The sequence below is a fragment of the Halomonas urumqiensis genome, assembly GCF_003028575.1.
GTDB classification, from domain to species: domain Bacteria; phylum Pseudomonadota; class Gammaproteobacteria; order Pseudomonadales; family Halomonadaceae; genus Halomonas; species Halomonas urumqiensis.
Genome location: NZ_PYUD01000001.1, coordinates 610,716 through 627,056, shown reverse-complemented (window position 1 = coordinate 627,056; position 16,341 = coordinate 610,716). Strand labels below are relative to the sequence as shown.

Annotated in this window: 18 protein-coding genes and 1 tRNA gene; 3 read left to right on the top strand and 16 right to left on the bottom strand. The window is 62.5% G+C overall.

The genetic code is table 11. The annotated features are described in order from the left end of the window. Both C6V82_RS02705 and C6V82_RS02700 read right to left on the bottom strand, forming a co-directional pair. Positions 1-831: an efflux RND transporter periplasmic adaptor subunit gene (locus C6V82_RS02705; protein ID WP_102589342.1), complete on the bottom strand. Its 831-nt coding sequence runs from the start codon at positions 829-831 to the stop codon at positions 1-3. Further along, the gene (locus tag C6V82_RS02700) at positions 828-1,673 is read right to left on the bottom strand and encodes a SapC family protein (protein ID WP_102589341.1); all 846 of its coding nucleotides are present in this window, start codon (positions 1,671-1,673) and stop codon (positions 828-830) included. The genes C6V82_RS02705 and C6V82_RS02700 overlap by 4 nt, the downstream gene beginning before the upstream one ends. Before the next feature lie 203 nt (positions 1,674-1,876). Here C6V82_RS02700 and C6V82_RS18385 point away from each other — a divergent pair, with 203 nt between their 5' ends. Further along, the gene (locus C6V82_RS18385; protein ID WP_338063303.1) at positions 1,877-2,419 is read left to right on the top strand and encodes a type II toxin-antitoxin system RelE/ParE family toxin; all 543 of its coding nucleotides are present in this window, start codon (positions 1,877-1,879) and stop codon (positions 2,417-2,419) included. Then, positions 2,416-2,697 carry a helix-turn-helix domain-containing protein gene (locus tag C6V82_RS02690; RefSeq protein WP_102589340.1) on the top strand — a complete coding sequence of 94 codons (282 nt, stop codon included), beginning with the start codon at positions 2,416-2,418 and terminating at the stop codon, positions 2,695-2,697. The genes C6V82_RS18385 and C6V82_RS02690 overlap by 4 nt, the downstream gene beginning before the upstream one ends. 44 nt (positions 2,698-2,741) lie before the next feature. On the opposite strand, the gene C6V82_RS02685 is transcribed toward C6V82_RS02690, so the two are convergent. From C6V82_RS02685 to nrdR, 6 genes are all read right to left on the bottom strand, one after another. After that, complete coding sequence (locus tag C6V82_RS02685; RefSeq protein ID WP_102589709.1) at positions 2,742-3,008, bottom strand: Arm DNA-binding domain-containing protein; 267 nt, start codon at positions 3,006-3,008, stop codon at positions 2,742-2,744. 163 nt (positions 3,009-3,171) lie between these two features. After that, a tRNA-Ile gene (locus tag C6V82_RS02680) sits at positions 3,172-3,248 on the bottom strand. Between the two features lie 103 nt (positions 3,249-3,351). Beyond that, positions 3,352-4,635, bottom strand: a complete 1,284-nt coding sequence (locus tag C6V82_RS02675; protein WP_102589339.1) for a serine hydrolase domain-containing protein — start codon at positions 4,633-4,635, stop codon at positions 3,352-3,354. 186 nt (positions 4,636-4,821) lie between these two features. After that, positions 4,822-6,627 (bottom strand): ABC transporter ATP-binding protein, encoded by a 1,806-nt coding sequence (locus tag C6V82_RS02670; RefSeq protein ID WP_102589338.1) that lies wholly within the window; start codon positions 6,625-6,627, stop codon positions 4,822-4,824. A gap of 76 nt (positions 6,628-6,703) precedes the next feature. Further along, positions 6,704-7,849: a bifunctional diaminohydroxyphosphoribosylaminopyrimidine deaminase/5-amino-6-(5-phosphoribosylamino)uracil reductase RibD gene (ribD, locus tag C6V82_RS02665; RefSeq protein ID WP_102589337.1), complete on the bottom strand. Its 1,146-nt coding sequence runs from the start codon at positions 7,847-7,849 to the stop codon at positions 6,704-6,706. 44 nt (positions 7,850-7,893) lie between these two features. After that, positions 7,894-8,376, bottom strand: a complete 483-nt coding sequence (nrdR, locus tag C6V82_RS02660; protein ID WP_102589336.1) for a transcriptional regulator NrdR — start codon at positions 8,374-8,376, stop codon at positions 7,894-7,896. A 105-nt stretch (positions 8,377-8,481) separates the two neighbouring features. Here nrdR and dsbG point away from each other — a divergent pair, with 105 nt between their 5' ends. Then, entirely contained in the window at positions 8,482-9,249 is a 768-nt protein-coding gene (gene dsbG, locus C6V82_RS02655) for a thiol:disulfide interchange protein DsbG (protein ID WP_102589335.1), read from the top strand. Positions 9,250-9,255: 6 nt separating this feature from the next. Here dsbG and C6V82_RS02650 read toward each other — a convergent pair whose 3' ends face one another. From C6V82_RS02650 to glyA, 8 genes are all read right to left on the bottom strand, one after another. Then, positions 9,256-9,708 carry a DUF6691 family protein gene (locus C6V82_RS02650; RefSeq protein WP_102589334.1) on the bottom strand — a complete coding sequence of 151 codons (453 nt, stop codon included), beginning with the start codon at positions 9,706-9,708 and terminating at the stop codon, positions 9,256-9,258. Further along, positions 9,705-10,166 carry a YeeE/YedE family protein gene (locus C6V82_RS02645; RefSeq protein ID WP_102589333.1) on the bottom strand — a complete coding sequence of 154 codons (462 nt, stop codon included), beginning with the start codon at positions 10,164-10,166 and terminating at the stop codon, positions 9,705-9,707. The genes C6V82_RS02650 and C6V82_RS02645 overlap by 4 nt, the downstream gene beginning before the upstream one ends. Positions 10,167-10,245: 79 nt before the next feature. Further along, complete coding sequence (locus C6V82_RS02640) at positions 10,246-12,018, bottom strand: SulP family inorganic anion transporter (protein ID WP_102589332.1); 1,773 nt, start codon at positions 12,016-12,018, stop codon at positions 10,246-10,248. A 10-nt stretch (positions 12,019-12,028) separates the two neighbouring features. Continuing rightward, positions 12,029-12,925, bottom strand: coding sequence for an MBL fold metallo-hydrolase (locus C6V82_RS02635; RefSeq protein WP_102589331.1), 897 nt, complete (start codon positions 12,923-12,925; stop codon positions 12,029-12,031). A 128-nt stretch (positions 12,926-13,053) separates the two neighbouring features. After that, complete coding sequence (locus tag C6V82_RS02630) at positions 13,054-13,245, bottom strand: YgaP family membrane protein (RefSeq protein WP_102589330.1); 192 nt, start codon at positions 13,243-13,245, stop codon at positions 13,054-13,056. Positions 13,246-13,525: 280 nt separating this feature from the next. Beyond that, positions 13,526-14,254: an MBL fold metallo-hydrolase gene (locus tag C6V82_RS18145; RefSeq protein ID WP_219724529.1), complete on the bottom strand. Its 729-nt coding sequence runs from the start codon at positions 14,252-14,254 to the stop codon at positions 13,526-13,528. Between the two features lie 125 nt (positions 14,255-14,379). Continuing rightward, a complete protein-coding gene (locus C6V82_RS18140) occupies positions 14,380-14,853 on the bottom strand; it encodes an MBL fold metallo-hydrolase (RefSeq protein ID WP_219724528.1) in 474 nt (157 codons plus the stop codon). Positions 14,854-15,054: 201 nt separating this feature from the next. After that, positions 15,055-16,320: a serine hydroxymethyltransferase gene (gene glyA / locus C6V82_RS02620; RefSeq protein ID WP_102589708.1), complete on the bottom strand. Its 1,266-nt coding sequence runs from the start codon at positions 16,318-16,320 to the stop codon at positions 15,055-15,057. Positions 16,321-16,341: the final 21 nt, after the last annotated feature.

Here is a 16,341-nt window from a genome sequence, read left to right as displayed (position 1 = left end):
TTAGCCCGGCGCTTTCAACACAAACTCGACGACGCAACGATGGCCGGCCGGCAACTCGTTATCGGGATTGGATAGCGACAACCGCACCCCGAAGGAACCGCCGCTTACGTCAAACACCTTGTCCACCACGATGACCTCAGCCTGGTATTCCCCTTCGACCGGAGCAGCTGGCCGGACACTGGCGACATCTCCCTCAGCGATACGCCCATACATCATCACTGGGAGGAAGGTCTCTACATGCAGTGGGTCCATCCCCACGATGGTCACCACATGCGATTCGGGGTGGAGATATTCACCGACGGCGCGGGCCTTTTCTGTCACCAGACCGTCGATGGGGCTGCGCAAGACCAAGGTCTCCAAGGCGATCTTGGCGCGTGCCAGCTCCTGCCCTGCGATCTCGCGTTCGATTTCGGATTGCATCAGCAGATTTCGGCTGGCCTCGGCCTCGGCCTCGATCTCCTGCAACTCATCCAACGTTCCCAACCCGCGCGCATTCAAACTTCGAAGCCTTTCAAGGCGGGCTTCGAGATAGCGCAGCCTTGCCCTCTGCGCATTGATGGCGGTGAGGTTTGCCGCGCGTGTCTCCAATACCTTCAAGCTGGCTTCTTCCACCTGTGAAGAGAGGTGAGCCACCGGCTGCCCGGCACGCACCTCACTTCCGCGCTCGGCCTCCATGCTCGCGATGATCCCCCCCGATGAAGTGGCCAAGCGCACCACCTCCGCGGGGTCCATGACACAGTCGAATTCCGCATCGGCAACAACATGGCCAGAGAACAGCGTCATGCAGATCGGTGCCGCCTTGATGGCGTCCCCGAGTATCCCGCGAATCATGAAGAGGCCAGTTTTTCCGAATCATCCTTGCCAGTGCCTAGCGCATCCACGGCTTCCGTTTCGCCACCATCCATGTCCTCGGATTCAGCGCTGGTCACCGGCTCGGCCAGTGCACCTTCAGATTCGGAGGGTGAGGACATATGCTCCAGCATGCCCCGGAAGTGTCGCTGGGAGGCCAAATGCAGGTAGAGCACCTCCAGCTCATCACGTCGGCACATGCCGGCCAGCTCTTCGGAAGGAAGGGCTTTCAGCTTCTCACGATCCACGACCCTGAATCCGCCCAGGGTCCGCTTCTCACCGCTGTTGAGGGTAAACTGTGCCTGCATGGGCTGCAGGAGATCGAGCGACAGAAGTTGTTGACAGAAAGCCTGTGTCCGCTGGAACTGAGCCTGATACTCCTGAAGAAACCGAAGAATAGTTTGAAGATACTGAGTCTGATTGCCATCAGCATCGAACAAGCGTTCCCCATGGCCTGTCCGGTTGAATTCCTCGTACTCCTCATCAATGTTGAGGACCAGTGTTTTGCCATCAGGGTTACTTGAAAAAACAAAGGGATATCGACGAACAAACGCTGGGACGTAGTGGCCACGCCAACGCCCATCGTTATCCACATAGAGATTTTCACCATCCCGCGTTCCCAGAACGACAGCGGGCAATACCGCCTCGTCGGACCCCGCGAAGACAATGGGATACTCAGCCGAAACAGCAGAGAATTCCGCCGCCATGACAGGACACGAGTTCACGTGTCGGGCGAACCGAAAATTCTTGCTTGTTTTCAAGGATAAGTCGCGATGCCGCTGCGAATTCAGCGGAACTGGATTGCCATAAAAGAGCTGTTGCATTGTTTGAATTATTCCCTGTCATGAGTTTTTTCATTATTTTTCAGGTACTTGCATTGTTGATATTTTTAATGCCTAAAGTAACAATTTGTGTAAAATTTATAGCCCAGGATGGCTACTCTGTCCATTTTTTGGTTTGACTCGTGGCGGGATTCCCTGAGGCCCCAAACCTTGAAAGGGTGGAGCCATGAGCCCTTCCAGGCGATATGCCCGTGAAGTCCTTCATCGGCCGGCCCGCATGGTCTTCGCGCACGAGGCCGCACCCCCTTTACGGATACGGACTTATAGCTCCGGCGTCGACACAGGAGCCCTGGATACCGCAGGTTCTGCGCTTATTGCTTGAATTCAGGTACGGAAGGGGGAAGCCTCTCTGCATTGCGTGTTTATATAAAATGTTGTATAAATGCGACATGTCAGAACACAAACCTCTAAATTTCCGAGGTAGCGCTCTCGCCGACCTTCGAGCTTTCCCAGCGACAGCCCGACAGGAAGTGGGATACCAGCTCGACAAGGTGCAACGGGGGCTTGAGCCGAAAGACTGGAAGCCAATGACTACCGTTGGTCAATGCGTGCGGGAAATTCGCATCAGAGACGCTAACGGAGCGTTTCGGGTGATCTTCGTCGCCAAGCTCGCCGAGGCTGTCTATGTCCTGCACTGCTTCCAGAAGAAAACCCAGAAGACGAGTAAGGCGGATCTCGATCTGGCTGAAGCCAGATACCGCGACTTGCTAAGCGAGGTGACACAATGAGTAATGAGACATTCGACAGCGTGTGGGACGCCATTGAGGACACTGCCGCCGAAGCGGAAAACATGAAGCTTCGCTCCGGTCTGATGATGGCCCTTGAGCAGCACATTGCCCGGAAGGGGTGGACCCAGGGTGAAGCCGCAAAGCGGCTGGGCGTCACTCAACCCAGGGTGTCCGATCTGATGCGTGGCAAAATCCACCTGTTTGGTCTCGATACGCTGGTGAACATGGTGGTAGCAGCGGGGCTGCATGTTGAAATGCGCGTACTAGATGCCGCGTAGGAAAACCTCCCTTTACTTTACGTAGAAAGACTTACGCAATTTCTTTAGGGACCTCCCCCCACTGCGAGGGTGCTTGTCAGCGTGGTGCGAGGCTGAGCAAGCAGCACTCTGTCGTCCCGCTCTCCATAGACATCGATGGCCAAGCGCTTTTCCTTGCCGTGGAAGCGGTACTTCAGCCGCCAGTACTTCCTTCCATTCGGCGTCACCTTCAAGTAGAGCCCTCCCCCATCGGATAACCGATAGGTCTTATCGCGGGGCTTAGCGTTGCGAACGACGGTAGCGGTCAACTTGTTCGTCTGGCGATAGCTCATGGGGGCACCTGCTGAGCAACGAGAGAATATGCCCCCATTCATGCCCCCCTTTAATAGGGACATGACAAGCATCACAGAGGTATCTCTTGAAACGGCGGAAGACCTTCGAAGCCGCTTGTGGTGCGGCTATTGGCATTTTCTGGAATGCAATGAAACCTGAATTTGGTGGGCCCAGCTGGACTCGAACCAGCGACCAAGGGATTATGAGTCCCCTGCTCTAACCAACTGAGCTATAGGCCCGTAGCAGAAGCGCCGAATAGCGCTGGCGTATGATAGCGAATGCCAATGGATGAGACCAGAGGCCCCAGCCGGTTTCAGCTGGTGCCCGTCCACTGGCATAGGACTATTCGCTGGTCATGAGGTAGTCGGCCACGGCCTGATACGCAGGCAGTGAAGTGGGATCGTTGGCCGAATTGGCAGCCACCGGATGCGAGGCGAAACGCACGATCACCATCTCCGCGGTTGGGTCGATGTAGATCGTCTGGCCATGTACACCACGCGCCGCGAAGGCGCCATGTTCGTTGTGCAGAACCCACCACATGCCCCGATAGCTGGCTCCGGGCAAGAGGGCATAGCCAGCCTTGGCGAACGCTGACTTGTCGCCTCCCTGGCGTATCCGTTCGATGGCTGCAGCAGGAAACAAACGCTGGCCATTGAGCTCGCCCTCGTTGAGCACAAGCTGCCCGACGCGCGCCAGGTCGCGCAACCCGGCACTCAGCCCGCCGCCCGCGAAGGGAGTGCCGATGGAGTCGACCGTGTAGTAGGCGTCTTGCTCCGCTCCCATCGGGCCCCAGATACGCGCCGCAAGCAGATCGGACACTGAATGCCCGCTCGTGCGCGCGATGATCCACCCCAGAGCATCGGTATTGATGGTCTTGTAGCCGAAGGCGTCGCCGTGGTTGCCTTGCGCTTGCACGGTGGCCAGGTACTCGAAATATGTGCGAGGTCCGACGTAGCCCTCGGGCTTGGGCAGCGGGCTGGCGGCGGCGCTATAGGTCCAGACTTCGGCCTCGGGGTCGGCGTAGTCTTCGCTATAGTCGAGCCCCGTGGTCATCTCCATGACCTGACGCACCGTGGCATTGCCGAAGGCGCTGTCGCGAAGCTCCGGGATCAGGCTGGACACTTGGGCGGTCTCGTCCAGCTGACCTTCGGCCACGAGAATTTCCGCCAACAGGCCCGTCATCGATTTGGTCACCGACATGGCGCCATGCTGGCCCGCCTCATCCAGGCAGCCGGCGTAGTGCTCATAGACGACCTTGCCCCGATGCATGATCAACAGGCCATCGGTGTAATTGGCAGTCAGAGAGGCCTTCCAGGTCATGGGGGCATCCCCACCCAATGGTGTGAACGTGACGGCGTCGATACCCGTATCGAGTGCGTACTCCAGCGTGGTAGGCGCCCCCAGACCACGGCTCACCTGTCGCGTCGGTAGCAGTTCGCGGAAATGGCAGACCGTCCAACGCAGTTTCGGGAAGCTGAAATAATTGCTTTCGGGTTGGCCAATGATACGATCTGGCGGTGGCGGGAAGCCCTGCATCCAGCCCAGCGTGCGGGGGTCGGAATCCTCCGCGGAGAGTGGCGCGGATTGCGCCTGAAGCGGCGACACCAACGCAACGGCAAGCAGCATGCCCACGCCAGCCGTCAGTGGATGCCACCTCCGCGCCCACCGCCGATCACATTCCCTTGCCGTTACGCACATTGCCACCACCTCCCGAGCGAACGCGACCCCGGGACGAGATCGCTTCTGCAGTCTTGGCCACAACCCTGCGTGGAACAAGCACTGACGCGCCTCTGGGCTGTGCGGATTCGTGCATCAGGTCAAGACGGGGGGCTCCTCTACCGCGCCGGTCTGCACGCGCCATTGGGCGGCGTAGCGGCCATCGGCGGCCAGCAGACTGTGGTGGGTGCCGCGCTCGGCCACCTGGCCCGCTTCGATCACCACGATTTCGTCGGCATGAACGATGGTCGAGAGGCGGTGGGCGATCATGATCACCGTGCGGCCGTGGCCGATCTTGCGCAGCGAGCGCTGGATGGCCGCTTCGGTTTCGTTGTCCACCGCGCTGGTGGCTTCGTCCAGCACGAGGATGGGCGGATCCTTGAGCAACGCACGAGCGAGCGACAGCCGTTGACGCTGCCCACCCGAGAGCCGCACGCCGCGCTCGCCCACGGCGGTGCCGAGCCCTTCCGGCAACGCCTGGATGAACTCCCAAGCCTCGGCGGTGCGCGCCGCCTCGACCACTTCGGCGTCACTGGCCTCGGGCCGGCCATAGGCGATGTTGTCGCGTACCGAACCTTCGAACAGGTAGACATCCTGGCTGACCAGGCCAATCGACTGGCGCAACGAGCGCAGACTCACCTCGCCAATCGGCTGGCCATCGATGCAGACGTTACCGGCGCTGGGGTCGTAGAAGCGCAGCAGCAGCTTGATCAGCGTGGATTTACCGGAGCCCGTGGCGCCCACCAGCGCCAGGGTATGGCCCGCCGGCACATGCAGGCTGATACCGTCGACGCCCACGCCGCTGCTGACATAGCGAAAGCTCACGGCCTCGAAGCTCACCTCGCCGCGCACCGGCTTGGCCAGCGAGCGGTCGTGGTTGTCGCGCACGGTGATCGGCACCGCCAACAGGTCGAGAATGCGCCGGGTGCTGGCCATGGCACGTTCGAACAGGTCGATCACCTCGGCAAGCCCGGTCAACGGCCACAGCAGGCGCTGGGTAAGGAACACCAGCACGCCGTAGGCCCCAACGTTGAGGTCGCCGCGCAGCGCCATCATGCCGCCCACGGTAAAGGTCGCCAGGAAGCCGGCCAGAATCGCCATGCGGATCACCGGGATGAACGCCGAGCTGACGCGAATCGCCCGGCGATTGGCGGTCACGTAGGCTTCGCTGACCTCGCGCAGCCGGTCGGCCTCGCGAGTCTCGCTGGTGAAGCTCTTGATGGTGGCGATGCCGGCCAGGTTATTGGAGAGCCGGCTTGCCAGGTCACCGACCTTCTCGCGCACATCGGCATACAGCGGGCCGGCCTTGCGCTGGAAGAAGAAGGCTCCCCAGATGATCAGCGGAATCGGCGTGAAGGCGAGCAGCGCGATCAGCGGCGAAATGACGAAGAACACCGCGCCCACCGCCACCACGGTGACACCCACCTGGATCAGCGCGTTGGCGCCGCCATCCAGGAAGCGCTCGAGCTGGTTGACGTCGTCGTTCATGGTGGCCACCAGCTGGCCGGAGCTGCGCGACTCGAAGAATGCCATGTCCAGGCGCTGGGCGTGTTCGTAGGTATCCTGGCGCATGTCGGCCTGCAGGCGCTGGGCGAGGTTGCGCCACAGGATCTGGTAGAGGTACTCGAAGATCGACTCCCCCGCCCAGATGAAGAAGGTCAGCACCGCCAGCACGAATATCTGTTCCTGGGCGGATTCGAAGCCTGCCCGCGCCACGAAACTGCGCTCCTGGTTGACCACCACGTCGATCGCCACGCCGATCAGGATCTCGGGGGCGATATCGAAGAGCTTGTTGATGATCGAACAGACGGTCGCCGCGATAATCCGGCGCCGGTAGCCCCTGGCGTAGCGCAGCAGGCGCTTCAAGGCATGAAAGCTGTTGGCGGTGGCGTGTGAAGACATGCGGGATTCCTTGTGGCGAGGCGGCAAGCTTACCGGAGGCCACGGCCAAACCTCCAGAGCGGAATGAGAATTGTTGTCAGGCTTTTGGTGGCGAGCTTCGCTGAGGCCGCGCGATGATCCGCCAGTCGCGGCCCACAGCACGTATGTCGAGAATATCCAGCGGACGCTGTTGATCCATGGTGGCAAGACCGGGCAACTCGAACATGGGCCGCGCCTCGCCGCCGAGAAGCGTCGGCGCCATGAAAAAGTGCATCTCGTCGACCAGGCCGGCGTCGAGCATGGCACCAGCCAGGGTCGCGCCGGTCTCGAGCAACACGTCGTTGATCTGCTCCACGTCGGCCAGGTGGGTAAGAAGAGCATGCAGATCGACGCGGCCCTGTTCTCCGATGGGCATCTCCAGCACTTCGGCGCCGGCTTCCTCGAGCCGTTGGCGGTGCTCTTCATCGACGCCAAGGCCCGCCACCGCCAGGGTACGCCCCGGCTCGCGCAGGCAAGCCGCCGCCTGGGGCAGGCGCAGCCGGGTATCCACCACCACCCGCAGCGGCTGGCGCGCGGCGATGGCCTCTGCATCGGGAAGCGCAAGCTGGTCGGGGCGCACGGTCAGCCGTGAGTTGTCGAAGATCACCGATTCCACGCCGGTCATCACCGCGCTTGCGCGGGCGCGCAGGCGCTGCACCTCACGGCGCGCCTCGGGGCCGGTGATCCACTGCGACTCGCCGGAACGCATGGCGGTCCGGCCATCCAGGCTCATGGCCATCTTGAGACGCACATAGGGGCGTCCATGGTCCATGCGCATGATGAACCCGGGATTGAGCTCGCGTGCCTGGTCTTCGAGCAGGCCGAGTGCCACCTCGATGCCGGCGTCCCGCAGCATGGCGATGCCGCGCCCCGCCACCGCCGGATTGGGGTCGGCCATGGCCACCTCTACCTTGCCTACGCCAGCCTCGATAAGCGCGACCGCGCAGGGCCCGGTACGCCCCTGATGGGAGCAAGGCTCGAGCGTCACATAAGCGGTGGCGCCACGCGCGTTGCCTGCGGCCTGGCGAAGCGCATGCACCTCGGCATGCGGTTCGCCGGCGCGCTCGTGCCAGCCCTCACCGACCACGCGGTCGTGCTTGACCAGCACGCAACCCACGCGTGGATTGGGATGGGTGGTGTAGCGGCCACGACGGGCCAATTCGAGCGCCCGGGCCATCCAGGCTTCTGGGGGCTGCTTGGCCATGGAGTATCCCTGGTAGTGATCAAAAAAAGCAGCAACGTACTGCGTCAGCGCTTGGGGTCGTCGGGTTGGAAGCTAGGCTCCTGCGCCAGACGATCGATCTCGGCGCGGAACTCGTCGATGTCCTGAAAGCTACGGTAGACCGAAGCGAAGCGGATATACGCCACCTGGTCGAGACGCTTCAGGGCGTGCATCACCTCCTCGCCGATGTCGCGGGCGTGGATCTCGCGATCCCCCCGGGCGCGCAGCGTCTGGCGAATGCGCTCTACCGCAGCTTCAATGGCTTCGGCACTCACCGGACGTTTCTCCAGCGCGCGCAGCATGCCGGCACGCAACTTGATCACATCGAACGCCTCACGGGAGCCGTCGCCCTTGATCACCCGAGGCATCACCAGTTCAGCGGTTTCGTAGGTAGTGAAGCGCTCGGCACAGGACACGCACTGGCGACGCCGCCGCACCTGGTCGCCCTCGGCCACCAACCGCGAGTCTGTGACCTTGGTGTCGTGGGTTCCGCAGAAGGGGCAATGCATGGGCGTGATCCGGGTGGAGGGGCAAGATAGCGTTGCCATATTGTAACGGGTCAGGCCATCATCGCCCAGCCGCCACCACTCTTATGACTGCCCTGGAACGACACCATGCGATTTTCCACTTGCTCGCTCACACCTGCCCTGCTCATGCTTGCCGCCTGCCCCGTGGCATTCGCTGAAACACCCTGGCCCGCCCCCGTCGAGGCGCTCACTGCCCAGGGGCTCACTATCCATGCCGAGTTCGAAGCCCCGGAAGGACTGACCGGCTACGCTGCCAGCTACCAGGGCGGTGAAGTGGCCATCTACCTGCTGCCGGGTGGCGAACACGCGGTGGTCGGCACGCTGGTGGATGCCGAGGGTAGCGACCTTTCCGCCGCCGCCCTGGATACCCACGTGCGTGCCGCGCAGAACGCCGAGCTCTGGCAACGGCTCGAGGAAAGCCACTGGATCGCCGATGGCCGCGCCGATGCTGAGCGCGTACTGTACACCTTCACCGATCCCAACTGCCCGTATTGCCGTCAGTTCTGGGAGCAAAGCCGTCCCTGGGTGGAGGCAGGCGCGGTGCAACTACGCCATATCATGGTCGGCATTCTCGAATCGGATAGCCCCGCCAAGGCCTCGGCATTGCTGGGCGCCGATGACCCGGCGGCGGCACTTCACTCCCACAGCGGTGACGGCGAGGAGATCCAACCCTCGGCACAGCCTCGTGACATCGAAGAGCAGGTCTACGCCAACAACCAGTTGTTCGATGAGCTCAACCTGATCGCCACCCCCACCACGCTGTACCGCGAGAGTGACCGGCTCGAACGCATCGAGGGGCTACCCGACCCCGAGCAACTTATTGAGGCAATGGGTGGCCCCGCCCCCGGCGGTTGAGCGCCATCAGCCTCTGGTGGGCACCACCCGGGCCAGGAACCAGCCCGCGACCATGGCGACCAGCATGGCGGCAAGCGGCAGGCTCAGGCCGGCGAGCGATGCAAAGGCCGGCCCGGGGCAGTAACCGGAGAGCCCCCAGCCGATGCCGAACAAGGCCGCGCCACCGATCAAGCGGGCATCGAGGTCACGCCGGGTGGGAATCTGAAAGCCCCCCTCGAGCAAGGGGTGAGGCCGGCGCAGTACCATCCGGTAACCGATGAAATTGGTCACCACGGCACCGCCCAGCACGAACATCAGCGTCGGGTCCCAGGCGCCGGCCAGGTCAAGAAAGCCGATGACGCGTGCCGGATCGGTCATGCCGGAGATCGCAAGTCCCAGGCCGAACAGCAGCCCGGCGATATAACCGGCGAATGCCTTGAGTGTCCCGTTGTTCGAGCGTGCTTGACGATTTGTGCTCATGCGCCACCTCCACTCAACTGGCCGACAACGAAGACGGTGACGATGGCCGTGGCCAGGAAGGTCAGCGTCGCGGCAAGCGAGCGCGGCGAGAGACGCGCAAGACCACACACGCCGTGCCCGCTGGTGCAGCCGCTGCCAAGGCCCGTGCCCACCCCCACCAGCAGTCCGGCCACCAGCATCAGTACGACGCCACCCGCCGGCTGACCGATCACTTCACCCGGCGCACCCGCCACATTGCCCAGGTTTCCGCCCAGTAGCATCAGCAGCATGGGCCCGCTGATCAGGCCGAGCAGGAAGGTAATGCGCCAGGCGCTGTCGCCACGGGGCCGCACGGTGATCAGATTGCCGATAATGCCGCTGATACCGGCGATACGGCCAAGGGTGGCCATCAACCAGGTTGCGGAAAGGCCGATGAGGATGCCACCGGCCAGCCCCTGCAGGGATGAACTCCAGTCCACTTTTTCTCTCCTTTGAGCATCGCAAGGATGCGGTTGGGTGTTTAAAGACTCGGGTGGATAAGGCCCAGGGGTGAGAGGCTCAGGGGGCCGCCTGGCGGGCCGTGGACCGCGAGGTGCTGGCGCTCGGCAGCTGCGTCGCGTCGCGCTCGTCATGCAGTGCCCGCCACGCGTCAAAGGTACTGAGGAACACTTGTCCGGTGAGCTCACGACACAACGCGGTGTTGTGCAGCCTGTCCATCACTGGCCCCTTGACCTCGGCCAGATGAAGGGTCACATCGGCATCCTTGAGCCGCGCGTTGATGGCCTCAAGGCTCTCCAGCGCCGAGGCATCGATGACGTTGACCGCCTGGCAGGCCAGCACGATGTGCGCAAGGCCAGGCTGACGGGCGGCCAGCTCCATCACGGTATCCTCGAGGTAGCGCGCGTTGGCGAAATAGAGTCCCTCATCGACCCGCAGGATCGACAGATGCTCGTCGGTCTCCACCTCATGGCGCTGCACGTTGCGGAAGTGCTCGGTACCGGGGACCCGTCCCACCACGGCGCTGTGGGGACGGCTGGTACGGTACAGGTGCAGTGCCAGCGACAGACCAACCCCCACCGTGATGCCACTCTCGACCCCATGGCCCATGGTCACCAGGATGGTGGCGAGCATCGCCGCGGCATCGCTGCGCGAGTAGTCCCAGGTGCGCTTGATGGCAGGTAAGTCGACCAGCGAGAGCACGGCGACGATGATGGTGGCCGCCAGGGTGGCGATCGGCAGATAGGCGATCAGCGGGGTCAGCAGCAGTGCCGCCAAGCCGATACCCAGCGCCGTGAAGGCGCCTGCCGCCGGGGTCTCGGCACCAGCGTCGAAGTTCACCACCGAGCGTGCGAAGCCACCGGTCACTGGCATGCCGCCGGTAAACGAGGCAGCGATGTTGGAGGTGCCAAGGCCAATCAGCTCCTGGTTCGGGTCGATGCGCTGGCGGCGCTTGGCGGCCAGCGTCTGGCCCACCGACACCGACTCGACGAAGCCGACGATGCTGATCAACAGTGCTGCCACGAAGAGCTGACGCCACAGGCCGCTGTCGAAGCCGGGCAGGGTCAGCGGCGGCAGGCCCGCTGGCACGCTGCCGACCACGGCCACACCATTCGCGTCCAACCCCATTCCCCAAGTGGCAAGCGTGGTCACCGCCACGGCGAGGATCGGCGCCGCCTTGGTCAACATCTCCGCCGGCCGGGCCGGCACGCCCAGCCGGCGCAAGGTGGGTGTCAGCCAGCGCCGCGCGATGAGCAGGAAAGCCAGCACACCCAGGCCGATAGCCAGGGTCGGGGCGTTAACCTCAGCCAGGCTGCCCGCCAAGCTGGCAAGCAGTGCGACCAGATGATGGCCGCTGGCCTCCACCCCCAGTACATGCTTGAGCTGGCTGGCGGCAATGATCAGCCCCGAGGCGGTGATGAATCCCGAGATCACCGGGTGGCTCAGGAAGTTGGCCAGAAAACCCAGCCGCGCCACACCCATCACAGTCAGCATCAGCCCGGACATCAGTGCCAGCACCAGGGCCGCACCAAGGTATTCCGGAGAGCCTTGTGGGGCGATCTGCCCTACTGCCGCCGCCGTCATCAGCGAGACCACCGCCACCGGCCCCACCGCCAGGGTGCGGCTGGTACCGAATAAGGCATAGACCACCAGCGGCACGATGCTGGCATAGAGCCCCGTCTCCGGGGGAAGCCCGGCCAGCATGGCGTAGGCCAGCGACTGAGGGATCAGCATGATCGTCACGATCACCGCCGCCAGCAGGTCGCGGGTCAGGGGCTCGCGGCCATAACCGGGCAGCCACTGGAGGATGGGCAGGTAACGCTTTGGGTTCACCTGGCGACTCTCAGAACGTGTTGATCGGTACCTTGAGATACACCTGGCCATTGTCCTCGGCCGGCGGCATCTTCCCGGCGCGCATGTTGACCTGCACCGAGGGAATGATCAGCTTCGGCATGCCAAGGGTTGCATCACGCTCGGTGCGCATCCTGACGAACTCATCCTCGCTGATGCCCTGGTGTACATGCACGTTGTGGTCGAGCTGCTCGGTCACCGTGGTCTCATGCTGGAACTGCTCGCGGCCCGGGGCCTTGTAATCGTGGCAAAGGAACAGGCGGGTCTCGTCCGGCAGGGACAGCACCTTCTGAATGGAGCGGTAGAGGGTGCGCGCATCCCCCCCCGGGAAGTCGCAGCGGGCGGTGCCGTAGTCGGGCATGAACAGGGTGTCACCGACGAAGGCGGCATCACCAATCACATAGGTCAGGCAGGCCGGGGTGTGGCCGGGCGTATGCAGCACCCGCCCTTCCAGGTGGCCGATGGTGAAGGTGTCACCCTCCTCGAAGAGACGGTCGAACTGGCTGCCATCGCGGGCGAACTCGGTGCCGGCGTTGAAGGCCTTGCCGAATACGTCCTGCACCACGGTGATCCTGGCGCCGATGCCGGTCCTGCCGCCCAGCTTGTCGTGCAGGTAAGGAGCGGCGGAGAGGTGGTCGGCATGGACGTGGGTCTCGAGGATCCACTCCACCTCCAGGTCGTTGTCGCGCACGAAGGTGATGATCTGGTCGGCTGAGCGTACGTCGGTGCGCCCGGCCGCGTAGTCGAAATCGAGCACCGAATCGAGGATAGCGCATGCGCGGCTGGCAGGATCCTGAACCACGTAGCTGAAGGTGTTGGTCGGCTCGTCGAAGAAGTGGGTGACGATGGGCTGGGGCGTGGTGGATTGGGGCGTGGTGGATTGGGGCATGGAAGATACCTCCATTGATGTCACTAGCTCACGGTTTGGCCACAGCATACCCGAATAAAAGTTCTAACGTTATATTTTTTTCACATATATCAACACCAGGCCATGGGGAACCGACGTCCAGAAGCAATCTACTTCTTGAGCTTGCAGGTGTTGATGCCCAGCAGGCTGTAAGCCGGGCAGAAATTTAACAATCCCGTCGCCAGCGGCAGCACGCCGATCCACCCCCAGACACCGATGATGCCAGTGAGGGTAAGGCCAATCAGCACAGCGCCAACCACGATTCGGGCCATCTTGTCGATGCCGCCTACGTTGCTTTTCATAGCGTTTACCTCAAGCAGTCAATGAGCTCAGCAGCTGAACAACGGAGCCTTGGGATCAAGCCTCATCTGGCTTTAACCAGGGCGGTAGCCGGCTCGCAACCAGCCGGCAATCACATCCTCTAATACCAAACCCTAATATCAAATAATTATAAGGCAATAACCATCAACCTCACCCCTGCAGTCTAGTGCATGCGGGGATGTCACGTATGTGGCATGTGGCCGCACCTTGATACAGGTCAAGCCGAAGAGCACCGAGCAACCGGAAAGCGCGAATCGCGAATCAGGAGTCGGGAATCGAAGGTGACTCGCGGCGTCTCAAAGCTCGATACGGTCCCGCCCAACCCAGTAATTGATGCTGGCCGGCATGCGCCGAGAAACCGCCGATGGTATGGATTCGCGCCTTGACCACCAGTTCGTCGCCCAGCACCTTGACGCGCTTGACGCCATCCACCAGCTGCCGACCCAGGGTGCCCGCCGCCTGGAAACCGACGATCACCACGCGGGTGTTCGGCTTGCCGAGGTGGTAGCGAAAGTGATGAATGATACGTCCACCCGTGCACATCCCGGCACCGGCAATGATGATGGCGCCCCCGTGGATGCGATTGATGGCCATCGACTCCTCCACCGTGCGGGTCAAGCGCAACACCAGCAGGTAGTTGCTGGTATCCCCCTGGGCGGCAATGTTGAGCACCTTGAGATCATCAGGGTTGAGCGACTTGCGTTTCCTGTCGTAGAGCTCGGTGACGCGAATCGCCATGGGGCTGTCGAGGAACACCATCTGCTGTTTCAGGCGTCCCTGGTGATAGAGCATGCTGAGATGGTAGAGGATCTCCTGGGTGCGCCCCACCGCAAAGGCCGGGATCAACACGTTGCCGCCGGCCGCGTGGGTCTCGTCGAGCACCTCGGCGAACTCCTCGATCGTGTCCTCGAGCGGGCGGTGGTCACGGTCGCCATAAGTGCTTTCCATCAGCACGATATCAGCATCGAAGACCTTTTCGGGGTCTTTCATGAGTGCAGAACCTGGATTGCCGAGATCACCCGAAAACACCAGGCGGCGGTCGCGCCCTCCGGAGGGCAGTGTGAGTTCGACGATCGCCGAACCAAGGATGTGCCCCGCATCGCGATAGACCAGCGTCACCCACCAGGCAGGTTTACCGGCTGGCCATAGAGATGGGGTTCACACAACGCCAGCGTGCGTTCGACATCCTTGAGCTCATAGAGCGGTTCGAGCAGCGGCTTGCCGGCTCGGTCGCGCCACTTGTTCTCCCACTCGATGTCCTTGGCCATCACGAAGGCCGCATCGGTGAGCATTATCTCGAGTAGCTCATGGGTATCGCGCGTGCAATGGATGGGGCCCTGGTAACCCTCACGCACCAGCTTGGGCAATAGCCCGGCATGGTCCAGATGGCCATGCGAGATCACCACTGCCTCGAGTTCCCTGGCCAGCGCCCCGAACGGTCTGGCATTGACTTCATCGTCATCCCTGTCGCCCTGGTGCAGGCCACATTCCAGCAGCAACTTGAGAGGGTGTGCGTCGCCTTCCACTTCAAGCAGGTAGCGTGAACCCGTAACCTCTCCAACCGCACCTTGAAACGTTAGTGTCGACATGCGTTCACGCTCCTTTGCCGGCAGAGGATACCCGTTTCTTCAGCATACTTGCTGGATGGACATCCTGCCCCGCGCCAGATCAAGCCAGTCGCAAATACCCCAAATCGCAGACACCCCAAAACGCAGACACCCCGCCATGGCAGCATGGCGGGGCGTCGATAGCCGCCCCATGAGTGGGGCGATCAGCAAGTCAGGTTGGGCTCAGCGATAGACTGGGAAGCGGTCGCAGACGGTTTCGACCTTGCCCTTTACCTCGGCTTCGATGGCGGTGGAATCCTCCCCCTTGGCCATCACATCCAGAATGTCGCTGATCCAGCCGGCAAGATCGCGGCACTCGGCTTCACCGAAGCCACGGGTGGTGACCGCCGGGGTGCCGATACGCAGGCCGGACGTCACGAAGGGGCTTTGCGGATCGTTCGGCACGGCGTTCTTGTTGACCGTGATGTGGGCGCGGCCAAGGGCGGCATCCGCCTCCTTGCCCGTCAGCCCCTGCTTGACCAGCGAGAGCAGGAACAGGTGATCCTCGGTGCCGCCGGAGATCACCTCGAAGCCGCGTTCGATGAACACGCCGGCCATGGTCTGGGCATTCTTGACCACCTGCTGCTGGTAGGTCTTGAACGCCGGGTCCATGGCCTCCTTGAAGCAGATCGCCTTGGCGGCGATGACGTGCTCCAGCGGGCCACCCTGCCCACCCGGGAAGACCGCTGACTGCAGCTTCTTCTCGATGTCGGCATCGCCCTCGGAAGAGAGGATCAAGCCGCCGCGCGGGCCGCGCAGGGTCTTGTGGGTGGTGGTGGTGACCACGTGGGCATGGGGCAGCGGGGTCGGGTAGACGCCAGCGGCCACCAGGCCCGCCACGTGGGCCATGTCGACCAGCAGGAAGGCACCCACCTCGTCGGCGATCTCGCGGAACTTCGCCCAGTCGATGATCTGGGAATAGGCCGAGAAGCCGGCGATGATCATCTTCGGCTGGTGCTCGCGGGCAAGGCTTGCGACTTCTTCGTAATCGATCAGCCCACCCTCGCCAAGGCCATACTGCACGGCGTTGTAATGCTTGCCGGAAAAGTTCGGCTTGGCGCCGTGGGTCAGGTGGCCACCGGCGTCGAGGCTCATGCCGAGCACCGTATCGCCCGGCTTGACCAGCGCCTGGAACACGGCACTGTTGGCCTGGGAACCGGAATGCGGCTGAACGTTGGCGTAGGTGGCGCCAAACAGCTCCTTGGCATAATCGATGGCGAGCTGCTCGACGATGTCGACGTACTCACAGCCGCCGTAGTAGCGCTTGCCGGGATAGCCTTCCGCGTACTTGTTGGTCAACTGGCTGCCCTGGGCTTCCATCACCCTTGGGCTTGCGTAGTTCTCGGAGGCAATCAGCTCGATGTGCGCTTCCTGACGGGCGACCTCCTTTTGCATCGCATCGAACAGGACATCATCGAAACCGGCAATCTGCATGTCACGGCTGAACATCGGCGGGAAACCTCGCATCAC